Origin of the sequence: Microbacterium sp. Cr-K20, assembly GCF_000708325.1 — a bacterium.
Lineage (GTDB): Bacteria > Actinomycetota > Actinomycetes > Actinomycetales > Microbacteriaceae > Microbacterium.
This window is the reverse complement of record NZ_JARE01000055.1, coordinates 1-24,652: the sequence shown is the minus strand read 5'-3', so window position 1 is coordinate 24,652 and position 24,652 is coordinate 1. Positions and strand designations below refer to the sequence as shown.

At 69.5% G+C, this 24,652-nt stretch carries 25 protein-coding genes; 5 read left to right on the top strand and 20 right to left on the bottom strand.

Annotated features, from left to right (window positions below):
* Positions 1 to 383: 383 nt before the first annotated feature.
* The 4 genes from GZ67_RS0113395 to GZ67_RS0113380 all read right to left on the bottom strand — a co-directional run bounded on the left by GZ67_RS0113395 (position 384) and on the right by GZ67_RS0113380 (position 4,015).
* The gene (locus GZ67_RS0113395) at positions 384 to 1,163 is read right to left on the bottom strand and encodes a MerR family transcriptional regulator (protein ID WP_029263698.1); all 780 of its coding nucleotides are present in this window, start codon (positions 1,161 to 1,163) and stop codon (positions 384 to 386) included.
* A gap of 253 nt (positions 1,164 to 1,416) precedes the next feature.
* Positions 1,417 to 2,376, bottom strand: a complete 960-nt coding sequence (locus tag GZ67_RS0113390; RefSeq protein ID WP_051662533.1) for a nucleoside hydrolase — start codon at positions 2,374 to 2,376, stop codon at positions 1,417 to 1,419.
* Positions 2,377 to 2,397: 21 nt separating this feature from the next.
* Positions 2,398 to 2,688 carry a hypothetical protein gene (locus GZ67_RS19845; RefSeq protein ID WP_029263700.1) on the bottom strand — a complete coding sequence of 97 codons (291 nt, stop codon included), beginning with the start codon at positions 2,686 to 2,688 and terminating at the stop codon, positions 2,398 to 2,400.
* 7 nt (positions 2,689 to 2,695) lie between these two features.
* Positions 2,696 to 4,015: an MFS transporter gene (locus GZ67_RS0113380; RefSeq protein WP_029263701.1), complete on the bottom strand. Its 1,320-nt coding sequence runs from the start codon at positions 4,013 to 4,015 to the stop codon at positions 2,696 to 2,698.
* Between the two features lie 94 nt (positions 4,016 to 4,109).
* On the opposite strand from GZ67_RS0113380, the gene GZ67_RS20235 reads away from it, so the two are divergent.
* Entirely contained in the window at positions 4,110 to 4,523 is a 414-nt protein-coding gene (locus GZ67_RS20235; RefSeq protein ID WP_051662532.1) for a cytidine deaminase, read from the top strand.
* 13 nt (positions 4,524 to 4,536) lie between these two features.
* Here GZ67_RS20235 and GZ67_RS20230 read toward each other — a convergent pair whose 3' ends face one another.
* The 10 genes from GZ67_RS20230 to GZ67_RS0113325 are packed head-to-tail and all read right to left on the bottom strand — an operon-like array spanning position 4,537 to position 12,846.
* Entirely contained in the window at positions 4,537 to 5,523 is a 987-nt protein-coding gene (locus tag GZ67_RS20230) for a nucleoside hydrolase (protein WP_051662531.1), read from the bottom strand.
* A 21-nt stretch (positions 5,524 to 5,544) separates the two neighbouring features.
* Positions 5,545 to 6,222 (bottom strand): substrate-binding domain-containing protein, encoded by a 678-nt coding sequence (locus GZ67_RS0113365; protein WP_029263704.1) that lies wholly within the window; start codon positions 6,220 to 6,222, stop codon positions 5,545 to 5,547.
* Positions 6,219 to 6,857, bottom strand: coding sequence for a class II aldolase/adducin family protein (locus tag GZ67_RS0113360; RefSeq protein ID WP_029263705.1), 639 nt, complete (start codon positions 6,855 to 6,857; stop codon positions 6,219 to 6,221). The genes GZ67_RS0113365 and GZ67_RS0113360 overlap by 4 nt, the downstream gene beginning before the upstream one ends.
* Positions 6,854 to 8,080, bottom strand: coding sequence for a 3-oxo-tetronate kinase (gene otnK / locus GZ67_RS0113355; protein ID WP_029263706.1), 1,227 nt, complete (start codon positions 8,078 to 8,080; stop codon positions 6,854 to 6,856). Before otnK ends, GZ67_RS0113360 begins: the two co-directional genes overlap by 4 nt.
* The gene (locus GZ67_RS0113350; RefSeq protein WP_029263707.1) at positions 8,077 to 8,745 is read right to left on the bottom strand and encodes a hypothetical protein; all 669 of its coding nucleotides are present in this window, start codon (positions 8,743 to 8,745) and stop codon (positions 8,077 to 8,079) included. Before GZ67_RS0113350 ends, otnK begins: the two co-directional genes overlap by 4 nt.
* Positions 8,742 to 9,548: a hydroxypyruvate isomerase family protein gene (locus GZ67_RS0113345; protein WP_029263708.1), complete on the bottom strand. Its 807-nt coding sequence runs from the start codon at positions 9,546 to 9,548 to the stop codon at positions 8,742 to 8,744. The genes GZ67_RS0113350 and GZ67_RS0113345 overlap by 4 nt, the downstream gene beginning before the upstream one ends.
* Positions 9,545 to 10,534 (bottom strand): phosphoglycerate dehydrogenase, encoded by a 990-nt coding sequence (locus GZ67_RS0113340; protein ID WP_029263709.1) that lies wholly within the window; start codon positions 10,532 to 10,534, stop codon positions 9,545 to 9,547. The genes GZ67_RS0113345 and GZ67_RS0113340 overlap by 4 nt, the downstream gene beginning before the upstream one ends.
* Positions 10,531 to 11,316 (bottom strand): NAD-dependent epimerase/dehydratase family protein, encoded by a 786-nt coding sequence (locus tag GZ67_RS0113335; protein ID WP_029263710.1) that lies wholly within the window; start codon positions 11,314 to 11,316, stop codon positions 10,531 to 10,533. The genes GZ67_RS0113340 and GZ67_RS0113335 overlap by 4 nt, the downstream gene beginning before the upstream one ends.
* 27 nt (positions 11,317 to 11,343) lie before the next feature.
* Entirely contained in the window at positions 11,344 to 12,138 is a 795-nt protein-coding gene (locus GZ67_RS0113330; RefSeq protein ID WP_231481808.1) for an MBL fold metallo-hydrolase, read from the bottom strand.
* 45 nt (positions 12,139 to 12,183) lie between these two features.
* The gene (locus tag GZ67_RS0113325; RefSeq protein WP_029273917.1) at positions 12,184 to 12,846 is read right to left on the bottom strand and encodes a GntR family transcriptional regulator; all 663 of its coding nucleotides are present in this window, start codon (positions 12,844 to 12,846) and stop codon (positions 12,184 to 12,186) included.
* Positions 12,847 to 13,049: 203 nt separating this feature from the next.
* Here GZ67_RS0113325 and GZ67_RS0113320 point away from each other — a divergent pair, with 203 nt between their 5' ends.
* The gene (locus GZ67_RS0113320; RefSeq protein WP_029263713.1) at positions 13,050 to 13,889 is read left to right on the top strand and encodes a DUF4097 family beta strand repeat-containing protein; all 840 of its coding nucleotides are present in this window, start codon (positions 13,050 to 13,052) and stop codon (positions 13,887 to 13,889) included.
* On the top strand, positions 13,886 to 14,512 hold the full coding sequence (locus GZ67_RS0113315; protein ID WP_029263714.1) for a PadR family transcriptional regulator: 627 nt from the start codon (positions 13,886 to 13,888) through the stop codon (positions 14,510 to 14,512). Before GZ67_RS0113320 ends, GZ67_RS0113315 begins: the two co-directional genes overlap by 4 nt.
* Positions 14,513 to 14,570: 58 nt before the next feature.
* Here GZ67_RS0113315 and GZ67_RS0113310 read toward each other — a convergent pair whose 3' ends face one another.
* The gene (locus GZ67_RS0113310) at positions 14,571 to 15,116 is read right to left on the bottom strand and encodes a universal stress protein (RefSeq protein WP_029263715.1); all 546 of its coding nucleotides are present in this window, start codon (positions 15,114 to 15,116) and stop codon (positions 14,571 to 14,573) included.
* Positions 15,117 to 15,263: 147 nt separating this feature from the next.
* Here GZ67_RS0113310 and GZ67_RS0113305 point away from each other — a divergent pair, with 147 nt between their 5' ends.
* Positions 15,264 to 15,449, top strand: coding sequence for a DUF3073 domain-containing protein (locus tag GZ67_RS0113305; RefSeq protein ID WP_029263716.1), 186 nt, complete (start codon positions 15,264 to 15,266; stop codon positions 15,447 to 15,449).
* Between the two features lie 133 nt (positions 15,450 to 15,582).
* Here GZ67_RS0113305 and GZ67_RS0113300 read toward each other — a convergent pair whose 3' ends face one another.
* From GZ67_RS0113300 to purM, 3 genes are read right to left on the bottom strand one after another with little or no spacing between them, the layout of a single operon-like run.
* Entirely contained in the window at positions 15,583 to 16,896 is a 1,314-nt protein-coding gene (locus tag GZ67_RS0113300; protein ID WP_029263718.1) for an MFS transporter, read from the bottom strand.
* Complete coding sequence (gene purF, locus GZ67_RS0113295) at positions 16,893 to 18,365, bottom strand: amidophosphoribosyltransferase (protein WP_029263719.1); 1,473 nt, start codon at positions 18,363 to 18,365, stop codon at positions 16,893 to 16,895. Before purF ends, GZ67_RS0113300 begins: the two co-directional genes overlap by 4 nt.
* Positions 18,366 to 18,371: 6 nt before the next feature.
* Positions 18,372 to 19,487: a phosphoribosylformylglycinamidine cyclo-ligase gene (gene purM / locus GZ67_RS0113290; protein ID WP_029263720.1), complete on the bottom strand. Its 1,116-nt coding sequence runs from the start codon at positions 19,485 to 19,487 to the stop codon at positions 18,372 to 18,374.
* An 86-nt stretch (positions 19,488 to 19,573) separates the two neighbouring features.
* Here purM and GZ67_RS0113285 point away from each other — a divergent pair, with 86 nt between their 5' ends.
* Positions 19,574 to 20,179 (top strand): hypothetical protein, encoded by a 606-nt coding sequence (locus GZ67_RS0113285; protein WP_029263721.1) that lies wholly within the window; start codon positions 19,574 to 19,576, stop codon positions 20,177 to 20,179.
* Positions 20,180 to 20,462: 283 nt separating this feature from the next.
* Here GZ67_RS0113285 and GZ67_RS0113280 read toward each other — a convergent pair whose 3' ends face one another.
* On the bottom strand, positions 20,463 to 20,774 hold the full coding sequence (locus GZ67_RS0113280; protein ID WP_029263722.1) for a hypothetical protein: 312 nt from the start codon (positions 20,772 to 20,774) through the stop codon (positions 20,463 to 20,465).
* A 173-nt stretch (positions 20,775 to 20,947) separates the two neighbouring features.
* Positions 20,948 to 24,652, bottom strand: a 3,705-nt coding sequence (locus GZ67_RS20225; protein WP_197024986.1) for an HtaA domain-containing protein, incomplete at its 5' end; no start/stop codon positions are given.

The following is a 24,652-nucleotide window of genomic DNA, read 5'->3' as shown; positions in this document are numbered from 1 at the left end:
GCGGCGACGGTCGTGCAGGTCACGATGTAGAGCGCATGATGCAGCCAGCGGAAGCGGCTGGTGTCGATGAGCCGGGCGGCGACCGAGGCGCCGAGTGCACAGTTCGCGGTGTAGGCGGCGGTCGCGACGAGGAACAGCGGCGATGCGTCCCTGTCCCTGTGCCGCCGACTCATGGCACGACCCTACGCCCGCCCCCGCGCCAGGGGCTCCCCCTTGCCCCTCGACCCGCCGTTCGCTACGCCCGGATACGCCGGGAGGGGCGTTTCGTCTCGCTCCGCTCGCTCAACGACCGCAGTCGTCGCGGCCGTTGAGCGAGGAGCGCGAACGTCCCCACCCGGTCGTTGAGCGAGGAGCGCAGCGACGAGACGAAACGCCCCCACTCGCTAGAGGTTCGCCTCCGCATAGATGCGGAGCGCGTCGCGGACGAACTCCGCGCCGTCGGTGCCGCCGGACGACGTCGCGTAGTTCGCGCCGAAGCGCGGGTCCGCGACGTACATCTCGCCGAGCCCGATCACGTACGCCTTGGTGTCGCCGCCGGGGACGGCCGCGGGCGTACCCGGGATGCCCGTGAGCCACTCCACGTGGCGTCGCGCGACATCCTGAGCCTCGGCGGATGCCGGGTCGATGCCGCTTTCCGCCGCGGCGATCCAGTCGCGTCCGAGGTCGGACACGCGCTGCTGCCAGTCGGCGCGCTCGGCATCCGTCATCCCCCGCCACCAGCGGTCGCTGTCGGCGTAGGCCTTCTTGCCCCAACGATCCTCGACCTCCTCCTTGTACTGGGTGTGGTCGAAGCCGTCGAACATGTTCTCTGCCATGAGGTTCTCACCTCCTCTCAATGCTGTGATGGTCGATTCGACCGACGCGATCTGCCGCGCCAGCCTGGTCTGCTCCTCGCGCAGCAGCGCGAGATGGGTCTCGAGGGCGGATGCTTCGCCGCGCTCGCGTTCGAGCACCTCCGCGATCTGCGGCAGCCCGAGTCCGAGCTCTCGCAGCAGGAGGATGCGCTGCAGCCGCACGAGCGCCTGTCCGTCGTAGTGCCGGTAGCCGTTGCTCGCGATGCGCGAAGGCGGCAGCAGTCCGATGTCGTCGTAGTGCCGCAGCGTGCGACTCGTGGTTCCCGCCAGCCGCGCGATCTCCTGGATGGACCAGTCGTCCCGTTCCATGTCGCCTCCTTCCTGTTCGATATCTCGACTCTAGAAGTTGACGTTGCGTCAAGGTCAAGCAATCAGCCGCTCCTCCCCGAGTGCACGGCCTACCGACGACTGCACGGGCTGTCGACGCGGCCAGGCCGTACACTCGACAGCTTCCCGTGCACTCGGAGCAGGGGCGGCGGCGCGTGGGGCACTGACTCAACGCGAAAACGGCCCCACCCCCGGGTCGGGAGGGCGGGGCCGCTGGTCGCGTGGGAAACGAGGGTCAGTCGACGGCGGTTCCGAATGCGGTCACCGAGGCCGTCAGCGCGTCGGCGACCGCCTGCGCGTCGATGTCGAAGAGCACGTCCACGTTCGGCACGCCCTGCCACCGGTCGATCATCTGCACGACCGTCTGACCACGGGTGTGCGTGCCGTTCAGCTCCACGTCGACGCGCAGCCGCCGCACGGTGAACCACTCGGGGTTGAGCGCATAGGCGACACAGGGAACGTCGTTGAGGTGCATGCCCTCGGTCTTCCACTCCGGCATCTCATCGCGGTCGTCCTGGCGATCGGGGTAGCCGATCATCTCGCAGAGCGCCACACCCATCGGCGAGCGCGACTCCCAGAGGGTGCGGATGTGATCGGGCGAGAGCGAGAAGCTGCGGGACACATCCAGACCGACCTGCGTGAGCGGAGCACCGGACTGGATGACGATCTCGGCCGCCTCGGGATCGTTGTAGATGTTCGCACTCGCGACCGGCGTCACGTTCCCCCAGGTGAGGGCCGCCCCACCCATGTAGATGATGCGGCGCACCGAGCGCGCGAACTCCGGCTCCAGCTTGATCGCCAGCGCGACGTTCGTCAGCGGAGCGAGCGCCATGATGGTCACCTCGCCCGGCGCCGCCATGACCGTCTCGATCATCCGACGCACGGCATCGGACGCGACGTCGGCATCGGGATCCGGGTCCGGGTACTCCCAGTAGCCCACGCCACCGGGGCGGTGGATGTGCTCCGCGAAGTTCGGCTCACCGACCAGCGGCCGACTCGCGCCCTTCCAGATGGGCAGGTCGGGACGACCGGCGAGCGCCGCGATCTTGCGGGCGTTCGCCGTGGCGGTGTCGACATCGACGTTGCCGAACACCGTGGTCAGCGCCTCGATGTGGAAGGCGTCCGAGGCGAGCGCCCAGAACAGCGCTCCGGCGTCGTCGATCCCGGGGTCGGTGTCAATGATCAGTCGTTCCATATCCATGCTTTCTGTCATGTCCTAGCGGCTCACAGGCCGTTCGGACGCTTCACTGAGCCCGTCCGCGACCACCGGTTCCGCCCGTGCGGCACGGGCGGAACGCATGTAGACGAACAGGTACCAGCAGTTGATCGCGATCAGGGTGATGTTGAGCGCGACCATGGGCGCGCTGCCGAGCATCAGGTTGTAGGCCATGAGCATCGCCGATGCTCCGAGGTTCAGCCACCGGAGGCGAGAGATCGTCGGCTGGAGGATCGAGATGATCAGGAGAGCACTGCCGGCCCAGCCGACGATCTCACGCCAGATATCCATCAGACGGTCACTTGCCCACGAAGAGGCCGTTGCGGTTCTTGGCGAGGACGTAGAGCACGACGCTGATCGCACACAGGGTGGCGATGTAGATCGGGAAGACCCACATCATCCCCTGGCTCTGCAGCCACAGCAGCAGGTACGAGGCCGTGCCGCCGAAGATGGCCACGCCGAGACCGTACCCGAGTCCGAGACCGGTGCCGCGGATGTGCTGCGGCAGGAGCGAGTTGGACACGACGACGAAGATGGTCATGTTGAGCAGCAGCACGATCGCGCCGCCGAACATCACGCCGGCGAGCGTGCCGACCCCCGGCTGCGAGTACAGCAGCGCCAGGAAGATGGTCGGGATCGCCAGCAGACGGGCGACGACGAACCACCGGGACATCGGGAACCGGTCGAGGATGCGGCTCAGACCGTAGGCGCCGAGCGTCAGGAAGATGCCCATGCCGGTCGTGATGGCGAACACCGCGGTGGGGTCCTCTCCGAACGTGCCGTTCGCGAGGTTCGGCAGACCGGCGATCCAGGTGTAGTTGTACGCCTGGATGGCGCCCACGATGAACACCGTGGCGAGCACGCTCAGCCAGTACTTGCGCACATCGCGCCACACGGAGTTGTTCTTCGTGGGGATCGCGCCGACCGTGCGGATGGCTGCGGTGTCGAGCGTCTCCGGCAGCGTGCGGCGCAGCCACAGGACGATGAGACCGAACGCTCCGCCCACGAGGAACGGGATGCGCCAGCCGTAGGCCGCCAGAGCTTCCGGTCCCAGCAGCAGGCTGATGAAGAAGATCGACAGCGGTGCGAGCAGGTTGCCCAGGTTGTTGAAGAAGGCGAAGAACCCGGCGACGTATCCGGGACGGTTGGGCACCAGCTCGAGGGCGTATGCCGTTCCGAGCGGCGCCTCGACACCGGCGGAGAGGCCCTGGAGGAGGCGTGCGGCGACGACGATGATCGGCGCGAGAACGCCGATGGTCTGGAAGTCGGGGAGGATGCCGATGATGAAGCTGCCCAGGGCGACGGCGCCGACGGCGAAGATCATGATCTTCCGGCGCCCGTACCGGTCGGCGACGAAACCGAAGACGACACCGCCGAGGGGGCGGGCGACGAAGCCGACCGCGAAGACCGCGAGCGCGTTCAGGGTCGAGGCGAGCGGGCTGTCGGAGGGGAAGAACGCCGCACCGAGGTAGACCGACAGGAGCCCGAAGATCGCCCAGTCGTACCACTCGAGCGCGTGGCCCCAGCTCAGCGCCCGGAGGTTGCGGCGCTCTGTCTTGCTGGCTTTGCTCGTCAGCTGCTGCGGCGCCGTGGCTGCCACTACTTCTTCAGTGCTCATGGAGCTCCTTTGCTCTGCCCTCGAGGGGGAGGTGATCGACCCGTTGACGACTATAGTATAGCAGGATCGCCCTTCGCGACAGAAAGAGTGCATCGTGACTTCACCGCTGAACGACACCGACCGCCGCCTCGTCGACGCCGCCTCCGAACTCCTCGTCCGTACCCACGACGCCGACCTGCACCGCGTCGCGGCTGCCGCCCGCGGAGCGTCAGGACAGATCTATCTCGGCCTCAGCCTGCGCTCCCCGCGAGTGAGCGTCTGCGCCGAGAGCACGGCCCTCGCGAACGCCAGGATCGGCGGCGAGCAGGACATCGAGGCCATGGTCTCGGTGGGGCTGCGGGAAGACGGAACCACGGTCATCCTCAACCCCTGCGGCGTGTGCCGTGAGCTCGTGCCCGCCATCGCCCCGGGCATCCGCACACTCGCCGACGACGGCGGCCACCCGGTGTGGGTGACCGCCGCCGATCTGCTGCCGATGCCGTGGGTGCGCGCGCGCTCCTACGACTGAATCGCCGCGCGCCTCAGCGCCACGGAAGCGGGCGCCGCAGCACCTCGCCGATCCGCTCGAGCACGCCGTCGAAGTCCATGTCGAAGACGACCCGATGGATCGGCCGCGTCTCGTCCTTCACCGGGTGCACCCCGGCGAGGTAGCGGTCGCCGGTCTCCTGGTCGAGGAACGTCTCGAGCGGACGCTTCACCGCACCGGTGACGAGCTCGGGGAAGAGCAGGCTCGCGACCGCCATGCTGTCGTTGATGCCCATGACCCGGCGCCCTTCCGGCTGCGGGTACGAGCGCGAGTAGAAGCCGGCGTAGTCCCGACTGATCGCGGTGATCAGCTGTGCGGGGGCGAAGCCGGTCGACGAGGCGATGTCGAGGAAGAAGTCCTCGGGCACGAGGGCCTGACGGGTGACGTACGGTCCGCACCAGGTGACGTCGCCCTCGTGGGCTGCCACGATGCGCGCCGCGTCGATGTCGAACGAGACGTTGGGGTCGCGCGAGACCCGGAACCGGCGATCCTCCCACGGCGCGGTGTCGTGGTACAGCGCCGGCCCGAGCGTCCCCACGATGGTGGTCGAGCGGAGTCGCTGCAGTAGGTCGGGCCGCTTCTCGAGAGCGGCGGCGAGGTTGGTCTGCGGGCCGAGCGCGAGGTAGTCCATCTCGCCCTCATGCCGATCGACCAGGTCGAGCACGACGTCGACGCCGACCGGGTCGGGATCCACGGACTGCTCCGGACGAAGCCCGGTGTTGCCGAAGCCGTCCTCGCCGTGGATGCCGGGGTTCATCCGCAGCTCCTGGATGAGCGGCACGTCCGCGCCGCGGTATACGGGCACATCCGTGCGTCCGCAGGTGTCCAGCACGTAGCGGGCGTTGTCGGCCGCGCGCTCGCCGGTGGTGTTGCCGAAGACGCTGACCACCGCCAGGATCTCGACCTCGGGATCGGCGGCCAGCAGCATCAGCGCCAGCGCGTCGTCCACGCCGGTGTCGGTGTCGACGATGACTTTTCTCATGAATGCTCTCCAGGTAGGGGGTCAGGGACGCGACAGCCCGAACGCGGCGAACGCGTCCTGCGTCGACTTCTCGGTCAGGAGGGTGACGAAGCGCGCCGCGTCATCCCCGGCGCCGGGGCGCGCGCCGATCGCGAACCGTCCATAGGACTGCAGTTCGTGCGGGATCGGTTCGACGATCTGCGGGCCGGCGACGGAACGCAGCTCGCTGACCTGCTGGACCGCGACATCCGCCCGCCCGTCGAGCAGCGCTTCCACGGTGAGACCCGACTCGCAGCGCACGGCACGCTCATCGATGCGCTCGAGAAGACCGCGCTCCCGGAGCACCTTCATGAAGTGCACTCCGCTCGCCCCGCTCAGCGTGTACGCGACCGCACGCGCGGCGAGCAGATAGTCGAGGAAGGCCGCCGCCGAGTCATCGGCCGGCACGGGCGCACCCTCGAGCCGCGCGAAGCCCACGGACGAGACCGCGATATCGGCGACCTGGGCCGGGTCCACCAGCCCCTGTTCGGCGAGGTCGGTCACCGACGACGAGACCCCGAGCACCAGGTCGGGGCGCTCCCCCGCGGCGATGCGCTCGAGGAGCACGGTCGTGGGCTCGAACGTCGCGTCGACGCGGACACCTGTGGCGCTCTCGAACGCCGGGATGATCTGCTCGACGAGGGGCTTCTTCACGACGAGGCCGCTGTACAGGGTGATCATGAGGGAGACCTTTCAGAGGGCGCCGCGAACGCGTGCAGGTGCGCAGGGGTGAGCGGGGCTGTGGCCAGGCCGCGGGTGACGAAGAACAGCTGCGCGGTGTGCTCGAGCTCTTCCAGGGCGTCGACCGCCGAATCCAGGTCGGCGCCGGCGACGACGGGACCGTGATTGCGCAGCAGCAGAGCGTGGGTGACGCGCGCCGCCTCTTCCACGGCGTTGGTCGCGGCAGGATCGCCCGGAGCGAAGTAGGGAAGCATCCGCAGCGCCCCAACGCGCATGCCGTAGTAGGCGGTGAGGGGCGGGATCGGAGCATCCGCGTCGATGTCGGCCAGGCACGACACGGCGGCTGCGTAGACCGAATGGGTGTGCACGACCGCGTTCAGGTCAGGACGCACCCGCAGCATCGCGACGTGCAGGAACGCCTCCTTCGTCGGCTTCGGACCCTCGATGTGCGTGCCGTCGAGAGCGACCACCGACAGCTGGTCCGCCTCGATGTAGGCGAGGCTGACGCCCGTCGGGGTGAGCAGGACGTGGTCGCCGTCCCGTACCGCGAGGTTCCCGGTGCGGCCGTGGGTGAGGCCGCGACGATGGATGGAGTGCGCGACGCGTTCGATCGCGCGGCGGGCGGCGGCGCTCATACCGCGGCCCCCTGCCGAGCGACGTCCACGAACAGCTCCTCGTCACCGAAGTTCCCGGACTTGAGGATCAGGTGCACGTCGCGCCGCTCGTCGTGAATCCACGGCGCACCGGGCGCGACCTCCTCCCCCACGACGGCGACGGTGGTACCGAGCGCGCGGACGACCTCGCCCGAGGTCTCGCCACCGGCGATGAGCATGCGCTTCACCCCGCGATCCGACAGCTGGGCGGCGATGAGACCCGCCGTCCGCTCATACAGTTCGCCGGCACCGGGAACATCGTCGCGACGCTCCGAGGCGGGACTGGAGGAGTACAGGAGAGCGGCGGCATCGTCGGGCTGGCGGTCCCACCACTCCACGGCGCGTGCGGCGAGCTGCTCGGCGGTGTCACCGGGTTCGGCCGTGATGCGGAAGGCGGGGCTTCCGGAGGAGACGAAGCGGTCGATCTGCTCGAGGGTGCGCCGCGAGCAGCTGCCCGCGATGATCGCGGTGCGCCCCGGAGGCGGCACCGGGGCTGCGGTGCCGCTCGCCGTCTCCCGCAGCGCGATCGCTCCGACGAGTCCGGCGGATCCGGCGACGAGCGCGTCGCCGTCGACGGCCTCCGCGAGCGCGGCGAGGTCGGCATCGGTGACGGCGTCCGCCACCACCTGGAGGTCGCCCTCCGCGCGGGCCCGGCGCAGTGCCTCGCGCACCGCCTCGGCGCCCTGCTGCACCACATCCAGAGGCAGCGCCGCGACCGGTTCCGCGCTCTGCGCCGCGAGCAGGCGCAGCACCGACGAGTCGCGCATGGGCGTCACGGGGTGATCGCGCATGTGGGTCTCCGCGAGCAGTGTGTCGCCGACGAAGAGGTGCCCGCGGTACACGGTGCGCCCGTGCAGCGGTGCGGCAGGAGTCGTCACGACCAGGTCGACACCGAGCTCGCGGGCGACCGCCTCGGTGACCGGCCCGATGTTCCCCTCGGCGGTGGAGTCGAAGGTCGAGCAGTACTTGACGTAGATGCGGTCGGCTCCCCGCTGTCGCAGCACCGCGAGCGCGGCGAGGCTCTGTGCGACGGCCTCTGCGGCGGGAAGGGAGCGCGTCTTCAGGCCGATGACGATGGCGTCGGCCGAGACCGCGGTGTCGTCGATGTCGGTGCCGAGCGCGAGGAGGGTGCGCAGCCCCGCACGCCGCAGTGCCGCGGCGACATCCGTGGCCCCGGTCACGTCGTCGGCGATGACGCCGATCATCGAGGACCCTCCTGGAGTGCCGCGGTCAGCCGTCGAGCAGCAGCGGCGGGGCCGTCCAGCACGGTCACGCCGAAGCGGTCCGCAAGAGGCGCAGCGGCGGCGGCGAGCGAGTACTGGGCGAGCACGATCAGGTCGTAGGGCTCGTCGACACCGGCGATCGCGGTGGCGAGGGCGTCGATCAGGTCCGGCACAGCCAGCGGCACAGCCGCCGCGGGGACCACGAGCGGGCGCACCTGCGCCGACGATCCGCTCGCGACGAAGGCTTCCGTCAGCCGTGCCGTGCTGTCGCTCGCGGACGACTCGAGCGACGCGACCAGCAGCACCCGCGCGGGGGCAGCCGCGACGGCCTCGGCGAACAGCGGGCCGTCGGCGGACAGCACGGTGACGCCGTCGGCCTCGCGATCACGCCGGTCGGCGCGGATCCCGAACTGCGAGCAGGTGAGCAGCACGCCATCCGCTCCGCCCGCCAGAGCGAGCTCGATGAGGCTGTCCATGCGCGCGGCCAGCGGCGCGGTGATGCCGCCCTCGACATGCGCGTCGGCGAGCAGACGGTCGTCGAGCAGGTTCCACACGGTCGCCGTGGGAAGGGCAGCGGCGATGGCCGTCGCGGCCGGGGCGATCGCCAGCGGGGTGGCGCTGATGAGCGCGATCTTCGGGTCGGTCATCGGATGGTCCTCTCGATCCAGGAGAGCCCGTCACGGGTGCCCGCGACGGGGGCGTACTCGCAGCCGATCCACCCGGGATAGCCGCTCTGGGCGATCCGGGCGAGCACGCGCTCGTAGGCGATCTCGCCCGTGCCGGGTTCGCCGCGACCGGGGTTGTCGGCGATCTGCACGTGCGCGACCACAGGCAGCAGCTGCTCGAACCGTTCGATGAGGTTCCCGCGGTCGACCTGCGCGTGGTAGACGTCGAACAGGACGCCGACGACCTCGGGGTCGACCTCCTGCGCGACCGTCGCCGCGGTCTCCATCGAGGCCAGGCCGTAGCCGGGCTGATCGCGCTTGTTGATCGCCTCCAGCGCCAGGCGCACACCCGTCCCGCGCGCCTGCTCGGCGGCCCAGGAGATGTTCGACACGTACGTCGCGAACGCGGCGTCCGCGTCGGCATCCGCCGGCTTGATGCCGGCCATCGCGTGCACGACGCCGGCGCCCAGGACGTCCGCGTACTCCAGCGCACGCAGCACGCCTTCGCGGAACTCCTGCTCCGCTCCGGGCACGTACGCCGCGCCCGAGGCGGTGGGCGAGCCCGCTGCACCGGCGGGGGTGTTGATGAGGATCTGCGTCAGGCCCGCATCGTCCAGCAGACGCCGCACCTCGGCCGGCGCGAGGTCGTACGGCGACGCGAACTCCACCGCCGTGAACCCGGCCTCGGCCGCCGCGTCGAACCGCTCGACGAACGGCACCTCGGTGAACATCCACTTCAGGTTGGCCGCGAGGCGTACCGGCCCCGACGTGGTCTCGACGATCATGCCGACACCGCGTCGTAGTCGGGGTTGACCACGTATTCCGGAGCAGCGCCGCGGAGCGCGGCGATCACGTTGCGGGCCGCCATCCGGCCGGATTCGCCGCGTGCCTCGCGGGTCGCGCCGGCGACGTGCGTCGTGGCGAGGATGCCGGGGGTGTGCAGGAGCGGGCTCGATGCGCTCAAGGGCTCGTCCGCGAAGACGTCGAGCGCGGCGGCGCCGAGTCGGCCCTCTCGCACCGCGTCCACCAGCGCGTCCTCGTCGACGATTCCCCCGCGTGCGGTGTTGATGAGCACCGCATCGCTCTTCATCATCGCCAACCGGGAGGCGTCGATGAGGTTCCGCGTGGATTCGTCGAGGAAGAGGTGCAGGGTCACGAAGTCGGCCTCGCGCAGCAGGTCGTCCAGATCGAGACGACGGATGCCGTGGGCCGCGGCGAAGTCCTCATCGAAGTACGGGTCGTACGCGACGATGTGCATTCCGAAGCCCGCGGCGATCGTCGCCACCGCCTTGCCGATCGAGCCCAGGCCGAGGATCCCGAGGGTCGACCCCTGCAGCTCTCGTCCGGTGAGTTGCCGCCACGTGCCCGCGGCCAGGTTGCTCACGTTCTCGGGGATGCGGCGGGCGCAGGCCAGCGCCAGCGCGAAGACGTGCTCGGCGACGGCCTGTCGGTTGGCGCCGGGGGTGACACACACGGGCACCTGGCGCGCGGTCGCGGCTTTCACATCGACGCTGTCGTACCCGACGCCGGTGCGTACGACGATCTGCAGTGCGGGGGCGAGCGCGAACTCCTCCTCACCCAGCGGCCGCGTGCCGGCGATGATGGCGCGGGCTCCGGAGAGCGCGCCGGCCCGGTCGTCGGCGTCCAGCAGGGCCAGCTCGGGCTCGTGCCGCGTCGTGAGGCCGGCCTCGCGTAGCATCCGATCGACCTCGTCGCCGGGCTCGAGGAATGCGGTGGTGATCAGCACGTCGTGGGAATCGGTCTTCGTCACCAGATCCCTCCTTCGTAGTCGGGGGCGGCGAATGCGCCGCCGTGCAAGGTGGGTGCGGGGGCGCTGAAGTCCACCGCGTCGGTGTGGTCGGCCGCGTCGTCGCGGGGCACGTAGCCGATGGCCGCCCAGCCCGCGTCGCCGTTCCACCAGCGTTCGGTGTTCGCCGAGCAGCCGTAGACGACCTGGCAGCCCACGGGAGCGCTCTCGATCGCGCAGCGGAAGAGTTCGATGCCGTCGCGCCAGCTGAGCCAGAGGCCGAGCTGGCGTCTGTCTTCGGGCGCCGGGCGGAAGGTGCCGATGCGCACGAGCACCGACTCGACGCCCCACTTGTCGTGGTACAGGCTGGCGAGGGCTTCGCCGAACGCCTTCGACACCCCGTAGAAGGTGTCCGGGCGCAGCGGCGCGCTCTCGTCCAGGACCTCGCTCGCGGGGTGGAAGCCGACGACGTGGTTCGAGCTGGCGTAGACGACGCGACGCACACCTGCTCGCCGCGCGGCTTCGTAGACGTGGTAGGTCCCGTCGATGTTGACCGTGCGGATGCTGTCATACGGGGCCTCATCGGCGATGCCGCCGAGGTGCACGATGACGTCGACGCCTTCCGCAGCCGCGGTGAGGGCATCGAGGTCGCCGAGGTCGCCGATCACGACCTGCTCCCCGGGGAACAGAGGCTCGTCGGCGTCGGAGCGCGCGAACAGCACGACGCGGTCGTAGCGGGAGGCGAGTCCTTCGCGGATCACCCGGCCCATCCGTCCGGTCCCGCCGGTGTACAGCACTGTCGTCATCGTCATCCTCTCCTGCGGCATCGGCGCTCAGCCGATGCTGCGGTCCTCTTCACCCGTCGATGCGTCGGCGAAGAACCCGATCTCCGCCCGCTGCGGATGCCGGCGCAGCGCGGTGCGTCCGTCCCAGCGCAGCTCCACATCGTGTCCGGGAACGAGCGCGGCCCCGGTGTCGGTCAGCAGCGAGCGCATCGCGGCGATCGTCGCGGCACTGGCCTCGGCGTCCAGCGTGGAATCGACCCGCCCCGAGGCGAGCTCGTACACGTTCTTCACCGCGTCGCCCGCGAACACGCGCTTCTCCTCCGCACGGTCGAGGTAGAACGCGAGGTGGTGCGGGGTGTGCCCGGCGCTGTCGATCGCGTGGATGCCCGGAAGCACCTCCTGCCCTGCGGCCATGCGCTCGACACGGTCGGTACGACGGAGGAGCTCCTGCACGTGCAGGTCGGGGATGAACGGGGTGCCCGCAGGCTGATCCGCTGCCCAGCGCAGCTCCTTCTCACCGACCCAGGTGGTCGCGTGGGCGAACATGGGGAAGTTCGAGACGTGATCCCAGTGCATGTGGGTCAGCAGCACGTCGGTCACATCGTCCGTCGTCAATCCGAGACGCTCGAGGCCCGCGTGGATGAGGGGGATGTACGCGGGCTGGCCGGCGTCGATGAGCACCCGGCGCACGCCGTCGTCGAGGAGCCACAGACTGCTCCAGCCGAAGGCCCCGTGCGAGCTCGATTTCCCGGGGAAGCCCTCCACGAGTGGACGCGCGACGTAGCCCGACGATCCCGCTGATCCGGTCGTCGGCGTCGACATGGGTCCCTCGTTCTGCGCCATCACAAAAAATAGTATAGCGCAGAAACGGGGGAACTGACAGGCCGATCAGCCCTCGAGAAGCCTCTCGGTCGCTCCCACGATGTGGTGGCGCATCGCCTCGGCCGCGCCGTCCGCGTCGCCGGCCTTGATCGCCTCGTAGACCGCATCGTGTTCCGGCGCCGCACTGACGGCCCCCGTGCGTCCGAACTTCGAGAACAGTCGGAACCTCTGGATCTGCCCACCGAGTGCGGCGTACGACAGCTCGAGGAAGGCGTTGCCGGACTGCGCCGCGATCATCATGTGGAAGCGGGCGTCGCTGCGCCAGTACAGGTCGAAGCCCTCGGTCTCGGTGTCCGCGACCTCGGCCGAGCGGCGGAAGTCCTCGACCGCCTCACGCAGCCCCTCCAGGAACTCGGGCGTCGTGCGCAGAGCGGCCTCGTACGCGAGACGGGGCTCCAGCAGAACGCGGGCCTCCCCCAACTGCTCGACCTCTTCGCGCGTCATGACCGGGGCCACCTGGTAGCCGCGCAACGCCTCGCGCTGGACGAGCCCGGTGTGCTCCAGGCGCGCGAGCGCCTCACGCAGGGGGGTCTGGCTGACGTCCAGTTCGCGCGACAGGGCGCCGATGTTCAGGCTCTGCCCCGCCGCCCGCTCTCCCGACATGAACTGATGCAGCAGCACCTCGTACATTCGGTCGGCGATGGGCTGCTTCGTCGATCGCCCGGCCACATCTTCTCCCCTCGAAGTCCTTCCGTCGAAGACTACCGGTCGACTCCACGGCGCCTGCACGGACGCGCGGCCGCCGCAGCGACCGACCCCCTCCCGCATGAGGCTGCATCCGAACTTCGCACGGCGAGGTTGACACAATCGAGATATATCGTGTTACGCTGGCCACACACGATATATCGTGACCCTACACACAGGAGAAGCACATGACCGAGAAGTGGCTCATCGCCCCGGGCGAGGAACGCGTCATCGACATCGAGTCCGTCACCCGCCTCAAGGTGGGCCTCGTCGGCGGACAGGTGGACATCATCGCCCACGACGAACCGGGCATCCGCATCGAGGTGCACGGCGTCACCACCAAGGACCTCCGCATCGAGTCCCACGACGGCGAGGTCGAGATCGACCACCCGCAGCTGGGCTGGGACAACTTCCTCGAGGTGTTCCGCAACTTCGGCTCCGGCGGCCCCCGTGCCGAGGTGAGTGTCGCGGTCCCCCGCGCGATCGCCCTGAACCTCGGCGTCGTCAGCGCCGGCGCCCTCGTCTCGGGCCTCCGCAACGACGCCCGCCTCAACACCGTCTCGGGCGACATCATCGTCGACACCCTGATCGGCGACCTCACCGTCAACTCGGTCTCGGGCGACGTGCAGGTGCGCGGCCTCACCGGCTCGATCAGCGCGAACAGCGTCTCGGGCGACGTGGCCGTCACGGGTGCGATCCGCAAGGCGACCGTCGACATCGTCTCGGGTTCGACGCTCGTGGATGCCGCGGGAGACGTGAACACCATCAACATCAACTCCGTCTCGGGCGGCACCACCGTGCGCCTCGACGAGTCGCTGGCCGCGAACTACGTCGTCCGCACACTGAGCGGACGGCTGCTGATCGACGGCGTCGAGCGCAGCTCGACCGGCCCCAGCAACTACACGGGCACGAAGGGCGAGCTCTCGGGACGATTCGTCGACCTGCGCGCGAACTCCGTCTCCGGCGGCGTCACCGTCCTCCGCCGCACGCCGGCCTCGATCACGGAAGACGAGGAGTGGGAAGCATGAGCCCCGCCGTCTTCTCCCACGGCGACCTGCGCCTGTATCTGCTGTCGCTCCTCGCCGAGGCGCCACAGCACGGCTACGGCATCATCCAGTCGCTGACCGACCGCACCGGCGGCACGTACACGCCCAGCGCCGGCACCATCTATCCCCGCCTCGCGAAGCTCGAGGAGGAGGGACTGGTCACGAAGACCGTCGACGGCCGCACCACGATCTATGCGATCACCGAGGCCGGGCGGGCCGAACTCGCGTCGCGCGAGGGCGACCTCGCCGGCATCGAGGCAGGACTCACCGATTCGGTGCGGCTGATCGCGAGCGAGGTGCGCCAGAGCGTCCAGGACGCGATGAAGAGCCTCCGCGCCGATCTCGCCGCCGCCGAGAAGGGCGAGCGCACGGCGGCCAAGAGCCGCCCCCGCACGGCGACCGACGACTCCCGGCTCGTCAGCCGAGAAGAGATGCACCGGGCGGATGCCGTCATCAATGCCTTCCGTGCACGGGTCCGCACCGACCTGCGCACGCACCTCGCGAAGGGTGGCACTCTGTCTCCGTCGGTCGTCACCGAGCTGGAGGATGCCCTCGACAACGCGGCCCGCGGAGTCACGGTCTCGCTGAGCAGCTCCGGATCCTGAACATGCAGAGGGCCCCGTCGGCGAACAGCCGACGGGGCCCTCTGCTGTGCCGCGTCCTCTAGGACTCCGGCCAGATCTCCTTCTGCTCGTCCGGCACCGACTCGCCGAGCGGGACGACCAGGATGGAGCGGTGCTGCCGGTGCGCGAGCCGCGCCGCGACCGAGCCCGTGAAGAACTCGCGGATCGACTCGCCGATACCCCGCTTGCGGGTGCCGACGACGATGAGCTGCGCATCGAGCTTGTTGGCGAGCTGCTTGATCGCCAACGCCGGGTCACCGACGAGCTGACGCGCCGTCCACGTGACATCCGTCCCCGCCAGCAGCTTCGCGGCAGCGGCCTCGACCGCTTCGAACTCCGCGGCGCCCGCGTCGAAGTTGATGTCGATCGGTGCCGAGTGCACGTAGCCGTCCGGGTCCTCATAGGTGACGAATCGAGTGACGTCCACGTGCGCCACGACCAGCGGCACACCGAACAGTCGCGCATACCGAACCGCTTCGCGGATCACATGCGGATCCTGGTCCAGCTGCATGCCGACGATGACGGCTTTCTGCAGCGCCGCGTTCTGTGCGGCCTCATCGGACGGAGTGGAGGTGTTGTCGGTCATGAAGATCGTTCCCTTCACCAGTCTGGCCTCGGCCAGAGCGTCTTTCCCGCGTGCTATTCTGAATGCTACTCTTACCGGCTTCTCGCCGGTGTCGTGAATGCCTCGGGCCTCACCGCCCGCAGCTTAACTCGTGAGGGGGTCTCGCGCATGGGCCGTGGCCGTCAGAAGGCGAAACACACCAAGATCGCCCGCGAACTCAAGGCGTACAGTCCGTCGGTGAACTACTCCGCGCTCGAGCGCGAGCTGGCTCACCCGACCGACGAAGACGCCTACGTCGACAAGTGGGCCGATGAGTATGAAGACGAAGACGAGGACGAGCTAGAGAAGGCCTGACCGCCCGATCTACTCCGAAACACCCGCACCACGTGCGGGTGTTTCGTCGTGTCCGGGGGCGATGCGGCGCGGGGGTGTCCAGGTGTCACCGTGATGGACGGGCATCCACGCTCCGGCACGCTGACCCCCGAGATCACCAGCGTCCGTGCCGACGCTCCCACTCGTCCTCGACCGTGCGGCGACGCCCGGCGACGATGCCCGCGGGGATCGCGACGATCAGCACACCGGCGATCACGAGCAACGGGATCTGCCAGCCGGCGGTCGTCTCGTGGAGCAGCCCGATCAGCAGCGGGAAGGTGGCGGCGATCGCGTAGCCGATGCTCTGCACGAAACCGCTCAGCGCGACGGCACTCTCCGAGGTGCGGGCACGGATGCTCAGCAGGACGAGGCTCAGCGGGAACATGATGGCCGTGAGCCCGAAGATGCTCACCCACAGCGGCAGCGCGACCGTCGGGAACAGCAGGAGACCGGTGAGCCCCACCAGACCGCCGATGACGGCGACGAAGAAGAGTGGGCGCGTGGCCTGGAAGCGGACGACGAGGATCGGCACCAGCAGGGAGCAGGGCAGGCCGATCAGCGCGAACAGGGACAGCAGGAACCCGGCGGTCGCCGGGGTCACCCCGCCGATGTCGACCAGCATGGTCGGCATCCAGGCGAACGAGACATAGGCCATGGTCGACGAGGCGCCGAAGACGACCGCGAGCGCCCAGGCGAGCGGCAGTCGCCACAGGCGAGCGAAGTGACGCCGGTTCGCCGGCTGGGAGGAGATCGGGCCGGTCGCGGTCGCCACCGCATCCTGGAAGTCGTCGACTCCGTCGGTGGGGTCGGGGACGAGAAACTCGGTCTTCACCGGCTCGTCCCGGCGCGACCCGTTCTTGAGCAGCAGAGCGACCCACGGCACGAGCGCGATCCCCGCGACGATGCCCCACATCCCCAGCGACACCCGCCAGCCGAGGGTGTCGGCAACCGGAACGGCCGCCAGCGGGGGCAGGAACGTCGACACCGCCAACGTGGTCGAGTAGATCGTCATCACGATCCCGAGCCGATCCGGGAAGTACTTCTTCACCAGCGGCGGCAGGAGCACATTGCCCGAACCGACGCCCGCGAACACGACCACCGTCGCTGCGAGCAGGCTCGTCGAATCCACCGCGAACCCGCGCAGCAGCATGCCCAGCGCCATCAGCGTGATCGCGGCGACCGCCATCCGCTCCAGACCGAATCGCCGCTCGAGCAGCGGGGTCAGCAGCCCGAAGAGCGCGAAGCACACGGGCGGGGCGGCGCCGATCAGACCGACGACCGCAGTCGGCACCGGGAAGTCGGCGGCGACATGATCGATCACCGGCGACAGGGAGGCGACCGCCGACCGCAGCGAGAACGCCACGAGGACGATCCCCACCAGAGCGAGAGCCCGACCGTGCCACAACGGTCGTGCACTCGGCATCGTCATGAGGTCTGTGACCCCTCCACCCACGCGAGGTATTCGTCCGAGACCGTGCCCGTCACATAGCGGCCGTCGAAGCAGCTCATGTCGAGGTCGGTGAGGACGGAGCCCTCGATGATCGCGGCCTTGAGGTCTTCGACCTCCTGGTAGACGAGGTGATCGCAGCCGAGTTCGGTGGCGATCTCGGGGATCGTGCGCCCGTGGGCGATGAGCTCGTGACGCGAGGGCATGTTGATGCCGTAGACATGCGGATGCCGCACCGGCGGAGCCGCGGAGGCGAAGGTCACCGAGGCGGCACCGGCATCCCGCGCCATCTGGATGATCTCCTTGGAGGTCGTCCCCCGCACGATCGAGTCGTCGATCAGCAGCACGTTCTTGCCCTGGAACTCGGTCGACATCGCGTTGAGCTTCTGGCGCACGCTCTTCTTGCGCACCGCCTGCCCCGGCATGATGAAGGTACGACCGACGTAGCGGTTCTTGTAGAAGCCCTCGCGGTACTCGATGCCGAGCTTGCGCGCGACCTCCATCGCGGCGGGCCGCGAGGAGTCGGGGATCGGCATGACGACGTCGATCTTGTCCATCGGCACGTGCTTGGCGATCGTGTCGGCGAGGCGGTCGCCCATGCGCAGACGCGACTCGTACACCGAGATGCCGTTCATGACCGAGTCGGGACGCGCGAGGTAGACGTACTCGAAGGCGCAGGGCGCGAGCGTCGCGGCCGTGGCGCACTGCTGGGAGAACAGCTCGCCGTCGTTGGTGATGAAGACAGCCTCGCCGGGCTCGACCTCGCGGACGACCTCGTAGTCGCCGTTCTCGAGCACGAGCGACTCGCTGGCGACGACCCACTCGTCCTTGCCCTCCGCACCGGGGACCGTCGAGGGACGACGCCCCAGGATCAGCGGACGGATGCCGAACGGGTCACGGAATGCGAGCAGCCCGTATCCGGCGATCACGGCGATCACGGCGTAGGCGCCTTCGATGCGCTCGTGCGTGCGGGCGACGGCCTCGAACACCCGCTCGGCGTCGAGGTCGACCGTCGACGTCGTGTTCTGCAGCTCGCCGGCGAGCACGTTGAGCAACAGCTCGGTGTCGCTCGACGAGTTGAGATGACGGCGGTCGCGCTTGGCCATGTCGGCCGTGAGCTCACGCGTGTTCGTGAGGTTGCCGTTGTGGATGAGGATGATGCCGTACGGCGCGTTCACGTAGAACGGCTGCATCTCCTCTTCGTTCGAGGCGGTGCCCTTGGTCGCGTAGCGCACGTGGCCGAGGCCGACGTTGCCGAGCAGCGCCCGCATGTCACGGGTGCGGAACGCCTCGCGGACCATGCCCTGCGCCTTGGCGTTGTGCATCACGCCGTTCGCCTCGGCGGTCGCGATGCCCGTCGCATCCTGGCCGCGGTGCTGCAGCAGCAGGAGTGCGTCGTAGATGTCCTGATTGACCGGGGCAGAGCCCACCATTCCGACGATGCCGCACATGGGCTCTTACTTCGCTCCGTCCGCGTAGGCGCCGACCAGGCGCACTGCTCCACCGTCGACGCCCTTGGCGCCTTGCTCGAACTCGCCGGCCGGACGCGGGCCGAAGCCGACGGTCCCGACCTGCCACGAGGGCATGCCCTCGGCGTTCAGCGCCGCGATCGCGGCATCCTTCTTGTCTGCGGCCACCACGGCGAGGAAGCCGATGCCGAGGTTCCAGGTGCCCTCCGCGGACTCCAGCGTGGAGCCGGCGATGTCGCTGAGCACCCGGAAGACGGGGCTCGGCGACCAACTGCTGCGGTCGACCTCGGCCCAGCTGCCCTGCGGGAGCACGCGCGCGAGGTTCGCCGCGATGCCGCCGCCGGTGACGTGGCTGAGCGAGTGGACGCCGCCGCCGAGCTGCTCGATGAGACGCAGCAGGGGAAGAGTGTAGAGGCGGGTCGGCTCGAGGAGGGCCTCCCCCCAGGTGGTGCCGAAGTCGGCGGCGTTGTCGCCGTAGCCGATGCCGGCACGCGTGACGATGTGGCGGACGAGCGAGTAGCCGTTGGAGTGCAGTCCGCTGGAGGCGACCGCGATCACGGCGTCACCGTCCTGCACGCGATCCGCGCCGAGGATGGCATCAGCCTCGACCACGCCGGTGGCCGCGCCCGCGACGTCGTAGTCGCGCGGGCCGAGCAGTCCGGGGTGCTCTGCGGTCTCGCCGCCGACCAGCGCGGTGCCCGTCGCCGAGCACGCTTCGGCGATGCCGCGCACGATGTCGGCGATGCGCTCGGGAACGACCTTGCCGCAGGCGATGTAGTCGGTCATGAAGAGCGGCTTCGCGCCCACCACGACGATGTCGTCGACCACCATGCCGACCAGGTCTTGCCCGATCGTGTCGTGCTTGTCGATGGCCTGCGCGATCGCGACCTTCGTGCCGACGCCGTCGGTGCTGGTCGCGAGCAGCGGGCGACGGAAGTCGCGCAGCGCGCTGGCGTCGAACAGGCCGGCGAACCCGCCGACACCGCCGAGCACTTCGGGGCCGTGCGTCGCGCGCACGGAAGACTTCATCAGCTCGACGGCGAGATCACCTGCAGCGGTGTCGACGCCGGCTTCGGAATAGGGATTGGTGGGGGAGGCAGCCACGCCCCCAGCCTACCGCCCACAGGCGGTCCGACTCTCCGCGAGAGACGACCTCGGATCCGGACGCTCTCCCCGCCTACGATGGGGCCATGGCCGACAAGCCGCAGTGGCTCATCCGCGAAGACGCGAGCGTTCCGGTGCTCGTCGCGCTCGCGCTGCGCCAGCAGCTCGGGATCCGGGCGCCGGAGGACCTTCCGGCCCTCCGCGATCTCGCCGTGCGCGCGCCGGACGCGACCGATGCCTCGCCCGCGGTGGAGGAGCAGTGGCGGAGCTACTGGGACATGACGGTCGAACCGCGCGCACATCCCTCGGACGTGCCGCTCGAACTCATCGACGGGTTCGACACCCTCGTGGCCCTGCCCGCCACCGGCGCGGAGGAGCTCGCCACGGCCATCGCCCCGCAGGCGACATCCGCTCTCCTCTACGCGCACGCCGCGCACGACCGGTATGTGAGCTCGATGAAGAGCCACACCGGGGGCGACGCCTACCGCGCCTATGCGAGCGCGATCGCGGAGTTCGAGCGCGAGGTCGGCCGTCGCGCGCACTCGTTCGAGCTGAACGTGCAGGTGCTGCCGCTGTCGCAGCGCGGCATCTGGTGGATCGGAGACCTCACGGTCGCGGTGACCGACGGTCTGCGCCGCGACGTGGTGGCCTTCGACACCGCCATCCGCCCCGTGATCGCCGAGCTGGCGTAGCTCTCGCGCCCGACGTATCCGCTGAGGGTGCCGATGGGCGCCGAGTGCACGGGTTGCTCACGAGTGCACGGGATGCTCGCGCGCTAAAGCCGTGCGCTCGGCAACAAGCCGTGCGCTCGGCGGAGGGCGCGGGGTGCTCCGCGTCGTGGCGCTCCGTGTCGGGATGCTCGGCGTCGGGGTGCGAGTGCGCGGGATACTCGCGAGTGCACGGCTTACGCGCGTGGACACACCGTGCGCTCGGCAACAAGCCGTGCGCTCGGCGGGAAAGCAGGTGCGGAGGGGGTCAGTCCTCGACGACGGTCTCGCGGTCGACCTGCACGACGCGATCGTGCCGACGGGCGATGCGCTCCATCACGAGGCCCGTGACGCCACCCAGGGCGATGCCGATCGGCACGGTCCACAGCAGCAGGAAGCCGAAGACCTGACCCGGCGGGTAGACGATGTCGAGGGCCTGCGACTCATCGAAGCTGCCCGTCCAGGTGAGGATGCCGGCGGCGATGATGCCGAGCACGACGCCGATGCCCATGAGCACGCCGTACCGCGGCACACGGCGCACGGTCGCTTCGACGGTCTGGTGGGAGTCGGTGGGGGCCATACCTCCATTGTCCCACCGTCGGCGGATGGCGGGAACCGGTTCAGCGGGCGTCGCGCCGGTCCCGGCCCTGCGAGGCGAGCATTTGTCGGGAGGAAGTACGGATGCCGGAGCGATCAGGCCGATTGCTCCCTGCATCCGTACTTCCTCCCGACATCCGTACCGGGGCTCTCGACTCAGACCTCGGTCGTCGTCTCGGCCGTCTCGTCCTTGCGGTTGCGTCGGGCGATCAGCACACCGCCGGTCGCTGCGAGCGCCACGACAACCAGGCCGCCGACGATCCACGGCCATACCGGGGCGCCGTCTTCGTCTGCCGGCTCGGTCACGGCGGTCACGGCGGTGGTGGCTTCGGAGTCGACCTCGGCCTCCTCCTCCACCGCGACGTCGCACTCGGCGTCGACCGGGATGACCGCGGTCACCGGGTCGAGCGCCTCGCCGGCGGCGTAGGTGCCGAACGCGGCCGCCCCCGCCTCGGTGAGCGTCGTCGGGATGGCGTCGAGCGAGAGCTTCCCGTCGACGACCGCGGCATCACCGAGGGCGAACTCTGCGAGGCGGACTGCCTTCTGGTCGACGCTCTCGCCACCCTGCGTGGTGCCGCTCACGTCGAAGACGAGGTAGCCCTTGTCGCCGGCGAGTTCGAGCCGCGCGTTCGCGAGCGTCGTGTTCAGCGCGCCGTCGTGGCCGGTGAAGGTGATGCTGCCGCCATAGGTGATGACACCGGCGAGCGTCTTGTCGTCGAACGACCCGGTGCCGCTCTCCCACACGTAGTCCGGGTAGCGGTACTCGACGTCGGTCAGGGTCCAGCCGCCCTTCGCGATGCCCTCGATGTACGTGCGGAACGACTCCTTGTAGCCCCACTGAAGCGTGGCGCCCTCGACCGTGCACGCACCGATCACCGTCTTCGCGCGGGTGAGCGTGAACGCCAGACCACGGTCGACCGAGCCCTGCAGGGTGAGCGTGTGCGCGCCGTCTTCGAGGCTGGCGGGCAGCGTGCCCGACCAGGTCGCGACGCCCGCGGCATCCGCGGTCACCGTGTCGAGAAGCACCGGGGTCGAGTACACGACGACCTTGATGCCCTCTTCGTTCGGCTGGAATCCGGATGCGGTGATCGTGGCCGACTGCCCGGACTCGAGCGCAGCGAGGTTCTCCGCGTCGACGTCGATGCCGTCCGATGCCGGCGGTGCCGCGGGCAGGGTCGTCTTCGCCTTCACGGCGGCCGCAGCCACGGTGCCCGTGTTCCCGGCAGGCGCCGCGGCGACGGAGCCGATCGTGAACGTGACCGGGTTCAGGTCGGTCGAGTACCCCGACAGCACCCGATCGCGTCCGGCCGCGGTGAGCGATGCCGGAGCCGCGGTGTAGGTGACGGCACCGTTCGCCGAGACGCGCGCGGCCCGCGAGAGGTCGAGCGTCGCGAACGGCACCTGGGCACCGCCACTTGTCACGGACAGCGTCGCCGCGCCCGCCGAGGTGATGCGGATCTGCGGGTTCGACACCGTCACGTCGAGCACACCGTGGTGTCCCGTGAAGCGCACCGATCCCCGGTAGACGACGCTGCCGAGCCCGGTCTTCACGTCGAAGTCTCCCCCGACGGTCTGCCCGAACTGGAACTGGCTGCCCGAGCGCGTCGCGCCGTCGGAGACCGAGATCGTCCCCTGCGCGATGCCGCCCGTGACGTACTTGGCGAAGTCCGAGGAGATCGCCCACCGGAGCGAACCACCGGGCACGCTGGCCGGCGGAGTCGTCGGCGTCGTCGGCGGCTTCGGGTCGGTGGGCTTCTCGCCGAACAGTGTGCGCCACTGGGCGTCCGTGATCGTCACATCGCCACGCACGTAGATCGTGTCGGCGGTCGGCATCGTGTGCTGCTTCCACACGATCACCTCGTACGACTTCGTGCGGTCGAGGTTCTTCGCCGCCGTCGTGAGATCGGCCGCGAACGCGCCGAACGTGATCTTCGTCACGTACTGCATCGCGAGGAATCCGCCACCCGCCGTCACATCCGCCTCGGTGCCCTTCTCGATCAGCGCGGCGTACGCGCCGGAGATGTCGCCCAGCTTCGAGGCCGCGGCCGTGACGGTCAGACCGTCCTTCGCCGTCGCCGTCTTCACGGTCGCGCCGAGGGCGGGGCCCTCCGGGAAGATCGCGTTCCACTGCTCATCACTGACCGGCGGGGTGGCACGGGCGTAGATGGTGTCGGCGCCCGGCATCGTGTGCTGCTTCCAGACGATGAGCTCGTAGGACTTCGTGCGGTCGAGCTTGTCGGCCGCAGCCGTCAGGTCGACGCTGAACGCGCCGCCGATGATGCCCCGCACGTACTGCATCGCGAGGAATCCGCCGCCGGCCGTCACATCCGCCTCGGTGCCCTTCTCGATCAGCGCGACATATGCACCCGTGATGTCACCGAGCTTCGAGGCCGCCGCCGTGACGGTCAGGCCGTCCTTCGCCGTCGCCGCCTTCACCGTGGCGGTGAGGCCCGCAGTGTCGCCGTAGTTGAGCGCGACGCTCTGCTCCTGGTCGGCGTTGACCACGCCACCCGCTGCGTACGTGTAGATGCCGTACGCACCCGGGGTCGCTGCCGCGTCCTTCAGAGTCAGGGTCGCCTCGAACGTGCCGTCATCCGCGATGTCGACCCACTGTGCGCGGATCGCACCCTGATACTGCGAAGGAACCTGGTTCAGCACACCCTCGGAGAGCGCCCAGACCTGCGCTCCGACCGAGCGCGTCGACGACGCTGCACCGGTGGACGGCTGCCACGCGGAAGCGAAGTTGCCGAACACCACGTAGGTACCCTGCGGCAGGTCCTTCGGAATCGGGACCCCGCGACCGCCGACATTGGCCGCCGGGTCGTAGCCGGAGCCCTTCACCACGACCTTGTCGCCCGCCTTGAGAGCAGCGGTGCCGGCCGGCGTGGTGCCATCGGCCAGGAACACCTCGATCGCCGGGGAGAAGGTGGGGTCGACGAGCGCGTCCCACTCGGCATCGCTGATCGTGACGGCGCCGCGCGCATAGATGGTGTCGGCGTTCGGCATCGTGTGCTGTTTCCAGACGATGACCTCGTAGGACTTGGTGCGGTCCAGCGTGTCGGCGGCCGCCGTCAGATCGACGGTGAACGCGCCGCCCGTGATTCCCCGCACGTACTGCATCGCAAGGAACCCGCCGCCCGAGGTGACCTCCGCCTCAGTTCCGGCCTCGATCAGTGCGGCGTACGCACCGGTGATCGCGCCCAGCTTCGAACCGGATGCGGTGACGGTCAGCCCGTCCTTCGCGGTCGCGGTCTTCACGGTCGCGGAAGCGACAGCGGTCTCGGAGTAGGTCAGGGCGACGCTCCGCTCCTGTGCGGCGTTGGTAACTCCGCCGGCACCGTAGGTGTAGACGCCGTACGAGCCGGGGGTCGCTGCCGCGTCCTTCAGCGTCAGGGTCGCCTGGAACGTGCCGTCATCCGCGATGTCGACCCACTGTGCGCGGATCGCACCCTGATACTGCGAAGGAACCTGGTTCAGCACACCCTCGGACAGCGCCCACACCTGCGCTCCGACCGAGCGGGTCGACGACGCGGCACCGGTCGAGGGCTGCCACGCCGAGGCGAAGTTGCCGAACACCACATACGTGCCCTGCGGCAAGTCCTTCGGGATCGGAACCCCGCGCCCGCCGACGTTGGCCGCCGGGTCGTAACCCGAGCCCTTCACGACGACCTTGTCGCCGGCCTTGAGGGCCGTGCCGGTCGCCGGGGTCGTGCCGTCAGCCAGGAACACCTCGATCGCCGGGGAGAACGGCGTCTCGCCCGGGTCGGTGCCGGGGTCGGTGCCGGGATCCGTCCCTGGGTCAGTCCCGGGATCGGTACCGGGATCGGTACCGGGATCGGTGCCCGGGTCGGTACCGGGATC